We start from the raw sequence: 4,447 nt of genomic DNA on the forward strand, positions 1-4,447 counted from the left end.
AGATTGCCCGCGCCAGGGACCTGCCACCCACCAGAACGACAACGCCGATGGCCACCGCCTCGAAAGACCCGAAGCCGCCGCGCCGCACGGCCGAGCGCATCCTCGAGGTCGCACTCGACCTGTTCAACCGCTTCGGCGAACCGAACGTCTCGACGACGCTGATCTCGGCCGAGCTGAAGATCAGTCCCGGGAACCTGTACTACCACTACCCGGCGAAGGACGAGCTGATCAACACGCTGTTCGGCCGCTACGAGCAATCGCTGCTCACGCTGCTGCGCGCGGCCGATGACGTGCGCCACGTCGAGGACGCGTGGCTGTTCTTCCACATGCTGTTCGAGCTGATCTGGCAATACCGCTTCCTGTACCGCGACCTGAACGACCTGCTGTCGAAGAACCGCCGGCTGGAAACGCAGTTCCAGAAGATCCTCGACGAGAAGTCGCGCGCGGTGCGTGCGGTGCTCGACGGCCTGGCGCGCGGTGGTGCCATCGCGAAGTCCGGCCGGTCCGGCCTCGACGCCCGCGAGACCGAGCCGGTCGCGACCGCGATGGTGGTCGTGCTGACCTACTGGCTGAGCTACGAGTACGTGCGCGACCCGCGCCATGCGCTCGAGCCCGAGAGCGCCGGTGCCGCATTGCTTCGCGGCGCCTTCCATGTGCTGAGCCTGCTGACGCCTTACCTCGACGCCGCCGCGCGCGAGCACCTGCTCGCGCTGGTCGGCAATTACCAGAATGCGCTGCCCAAGCGCTGACCCCAGGAGACAACCATGGCCAAGTGGACCGCTTTCCCGTACGACGCCGCCGAGTACAGCTTCGACGCCGCGAGCCTGAAGAAGAAGTGGGCGCGGCTGCATGCCGGCGATGCCGAGCCGCTGCCGAAGGACGACAAGGTGCTGGCCGCGTGGGCGCTGTTCCACGCCGGCGAGTTCCAGAAGGCGACCGAGGCGGGGCTGAAGGCGGGCGGCGCCGGCATCACGGTCGCGAACAAGGCGCAGGCGATCTACGCGAACTACCTGGAGACGAACGAGAAGACCAAGCTCGCGCTGTTCCAGGAGGTCGCCGAGCGCGCCGAGGCGCAGGCCGCCGAGGACCCGAAGAACGCGAACGCCTGGTACCTGTCGGCCTATGCGCTGGGCCGCTACAGCCAGGGCATCAGCGTCGCGAAGGCGCTGGCCCAGGGGCTGGGCAGCAAGGTCAAGGGCGCGCTGGAGACGGCGATCAAGCTGCAGCCCAAGCATGCCGATGCGCACATCGGCCTCGGCACCTTCCACGCCGAGGTGATCGACAAGGTGGGCTCGCTGCTCGGCCGCACGCAGGGGGCCAGCAAGGAGGCGGGCCTGGCAGCCTTCAAGACCGCGCTGAAGCTGAACCCGGATTCGGCGATCGCGATGGTGGAGTACGCGAACGGCCTGGTGATGCTCGAGGGCGACAAGAAGATGAAGGAGGCCGAGCAGCTGTATGCCGACGCGGCCGCGTTCAATCCGGCAGATGCGATGGAGCGGCTGGACGTGGAGATGGCGAAGGCGGAGCTGGAGGAGTAGCGCCCGCATCGGCGGAACGCTGCAGGCGCCGCCGCAGCCCCTCGAGGTCGATCACCCGCAGCCCGCCGTATTCGATGCGGATCAGCCCCTCGGCCTGCAGCGCATGCAGTGCCTCGTTGACCCGCTGCCGCGACAACCCCACCAGGTAGCCCAACTCCTGCTGCGTGATCCGCAGCAGCGTGCCGACGCCCGGGTACAGCACCGGATGAAACAGCGATGCCAGGCTGCGCGCGACCCGCGCATCCGGATCGTTGAGCCGATCGATCTCGCGCGCCCCGATGAACTGCCCGAGCCGCTCGTTCAGCTGCTGCATCACGAAGCGGTTGAACGGGATGCTGCGGTCGATCAGCCAGTGGAAGGTCTCGACCGTGATGCCCGCGACCACGCTCTTGCGCAGCGCCTGGATGTTGTAGCGGTAGACCTCGCGCTTGAGCACCGTGCCCTCGCCGAACCAGCCGCCCGGCGGCACGCCGGTGAAGGTGATCGGCATGCCGAGCGCCGAGTCGTTGCTCATCTTCAGCAGCCCGTCGACCACGCCGAACCAGAAGGTCGCCGGCTTGCCGACCCGGCACAGCAGCTCGCCGGCATCCACCTGCACCACCTTCAGGTCGTCGACGGCACGCTCGCGCTCGTCGGCCTGCAGCGACTGCAGCCACGGGATGTCGCGCAGTTCGTCCGCATTCGCCTGGCGGGCACGCACGCGCAGCGGCGGCTGCCCGGCTTTCGGCAGGGTCGGCACGACCGGTGGAATCACGGCTCCCATGAAGATGTCCTCGCCATCCTCGGGATTGTGGGCAGCGGTGCGAGGGATCGTCAAACCGGCAGAATCCGCCGATCCCTGCCGCGAGGACGCGCGATGCATCCGTGCCAGCTCGATCACATCACCATCACCGCCCCGACGCTGGCGCAGGGCGCCGCGTTCGTCCGTGACACGCTCGGTGTCGAGCTGCAGACCGGCGGCGAGCATCCGCGCATGGGCACGCACAACCTGCTGCTGCGCCTGGGCGACGACCTCTTCCTCGAAGTCATCGCGGTGAATCCCGCCGCGCCTGCGCCGGGCCGGCCGCGCTGGTTCGCACTCGACACGTTGCACCCGCACGCCCCGCCCCGCCTGTCCAACTGGGTCGCGCGCACCAGCGACATCCGAAGCGCCACCGCGGCTGCGCCGGAAGCACTCGGCGAGATCGAGCCGATCACCCGTGGCGCATTGCAGTGGCTCATCACCATCCCACTCGACGGGAGCTTGCCGATGGACGGCATCGCGCCGGCCCTGATCGAACGGCAGGCATCCACCCATCCTGCCGCCGGCCTCCAGGACGTGGGCTGCACGCTGCACCGCTTCGAGGCCCGGCATCCGGAGCCTGAGCGCGTGACGGCCTTGCTCGCGACGCTCGGGCTCGACACGTCCGTGCAGGTGTCGCCGCTCCCCGCCGGCGCCCGACCGCAGTTGGTCGCGCACATCCACACGCCGCACGGCCTGCGCACGATCGGCACGTAGCCCCGGGTAAGACCGAAGGGGGATGTCCCGAAGATTGTCGTCAGAACGACAACCTGGCGTCAAACTTGTTCGTACAGTCGCCGCACACACAAGGAGACAGCGGTGCTGACGACGTTCCCCCGTCTGATGCTCGACCATGCCGCGCAGCGGCCGGACGCCCCGGCGCTGCGCGAGAAGGAGTTCGGCATCTGGCAGACGCTGAGCTGGACCCAGCTCGCCACGCTGGTGCGCGAGCTGGCCGCCGGCTTCGCGCAGGCCGGCCTGCAGCGCGGCCAGCACCTGATCGTCGTCGGCGAGAACCGGCCCCGGCTGTACGCGACGATGCTCGCCGCGCAATCGCTGGGCGCCATTCCCGTGCCGCTGTACCAGGATGCGGCCGCCGCCGAGTTCGTCTTCCCGGTCGTCAATGCCGGCGTCGCGTTCGCGGTGGTCGAAGACCAGGAGCAGGTCGACAAGCTGCTCGAGATCCGCCCGCAGTGCCCCGCCCCGGCCCTCACCCACATCTGGTTCGACGACCCGCGCGGGCTGCGCCACTACGACGAACCCGGCCTCGCCCCGCTCGACGCGCTGGTCACGGCCGGCCGCCTCTTCCATGCCGCGCACCCGGCGCACGTCCACGATGAAGTGCAGCGCAACCGGCCCGAAGACGTCGCCGCCATGTTCTTCACCTCCGGCACCACCGGCCAGCCGAAGGGCGTGGTGCACACGCATGCGAGCCTGATCGACCGGGCGCGCGCCGGCGCCCGCTTCGACAAGCTGACCGAGCGCGAAGAGGTGCTCGCCTACCTGCCGGCCGCGTGGATCGGCCAGAACGTGTTCTCGTACGCGCAKTGGCTCACCTGCGGCTACGTCGTCAACTGCCCGGAGTCGCCCGCCACCGTCGGCATCGACCTGAAGGAGGTCGGGCCGACCTACTACTTCGCGCCGCCGCGCGTCTTCGAGGCGCTGCTCACCAGCGTGATGATCCGCATGGAAGACGCGAGCGCGCCCAAGCGCTGGCTGTTCCGCCACTGCATGGCGCTTGCGCGGCGCGTCGGCCCGGCGCGCATGGACGGCAAGCCGCTCGCGTTGCGCGACCGGCTGGCCTGGGCGCTCGGCAACCTGCTGATCTACGGCCCGCTGCGCAACACGCTGGGCCTGTCGCGCGTGCGCGTGGCCTACACCGCCGGCGAGGCGATCGGGCCGGACCTGTTCAGCTTCTACCGCTCGATCGGCATCAACCTGAAGCAGCTCTACGGCTCGACCGAGACCGCCGTGTTCGTCTGCCTGCAACCCGACCACCAGGCGCGCGCCGACACGGTGGGCATCCCGATCGACGGCGTGGAGCTGAAGGTCGGTGCCGAYGGCGAGGTGCTGGTGCGCTCGGCCGGCTTGCTGAAGGGCTACTACCGCAACGAGGCCGCGACGGCCG

General features: G+C 69.3%; 5 protein-coding genes. 4 read left to right on the plus strand and 1 reads right to left on the minus strand.

All coding sequences use genetic code 11. From position 1 onward, the window contains the following. Nucleotides 1-47 precede the first annotated feature (47 nt). Together AC1D12_RS25730 and AC1D12_RS25735 are read left to right on the plus strand one after the other, a co-directional pair. Nucleotides 48-749, plus strand: coding sequence for a TetR/AcrR family transcriptional regulator (locus tag AC1D12_RS25730; RefSeq protein WP_465114842.1), 702 nt, complete (start codon nucleotides 48-50; stop codon nucleotides 747-749). Nucleotides 750-764: 15 nt separating this feature from the next. Next, a complete protein-coding gene (locus AC1D12_RS25735; RefSeq protein WP_477843764.1) occupies nucleotides 765-1,538 on the plus strand; it encodes a tetratricopeptide repeat protein in 774 nt (257 codons plus the stop codon). Here AC1D12_RS25735 and AC1D12_RS25740 read toward each other — a convergent pair. Beyond that, on the minus strand, nucleotides 1,474-2,301 hold the full coding sequence (locus AC1D12_RS25740; protein WP_477843766.1) for a Crp/Fnr family transcriptional regulator: 828 nt from the start codon (nucleotides 2,299-2,301) through the stop codon (nucleotides 1,474-1,476). The genes AC1D12_RS25735 and AC1D12_RS25740 overlap by 65 nt on opposite strands. Nucleotides 2,302-2,394: 93 nt before the next feature. Between AC1D12_RS25740 and AC1D12_RS25745 the strand changes: the two genes are divergently transcribed. After that, nucleotides 2,395-3,036, plus strand: coding sequence for a VOC family protein (locus AC1D12_RS25745; protein WP_477825893.1), 642 nt, complete (start codon nucleotides 2,395-2,397; stop codon nucleotides 3,034-3,036). Nucleotides 3,037-3,138: 102 nt separating this feature from the next. Beyond that, on the plus strand, nucleotides 3,139-4,447 hold a 1,309-nt coding region (locus AC1D12_RS25750; RefSeq protein ID WP_477843768.1), incomplete at its 3' end, for an AMP-dependent synthetase/ligase.

The organism is Rhizobacter sp. P1_G5, from assembly GCF_056405435.1.

Coding starts and splice junctions, on each gene's coding strand:
- AC1D12_RS25730 (WP_465114842.1), top strand. CDS start 48: ATGGCCACCGCCTCGAAAGACCCGAAGCCGCCGCGCCGCACGGCCGAG.
- AC1D12_RS25735 (WP_477843764.1), top strand. CDS start 765: ATGGCCAAGTGGACCGCTTTCCCGTACGACGCCGCCGAGTACAGCTTC.
- AC1D12_RS25740 (WP_477843766.1), bottom strand. CDS start 2,301: ATGGGAGCCGTGATTCCACCGGTCGTGCCGACCCTGCCGAAAGCCGGG.
- AC1D12_RS25745 (WP_477825893.1), top strand. CDS start 2,395: ATGCATCCGTGCCAGCTCGATCACATCACCATCACCGCCCCGACGCTG.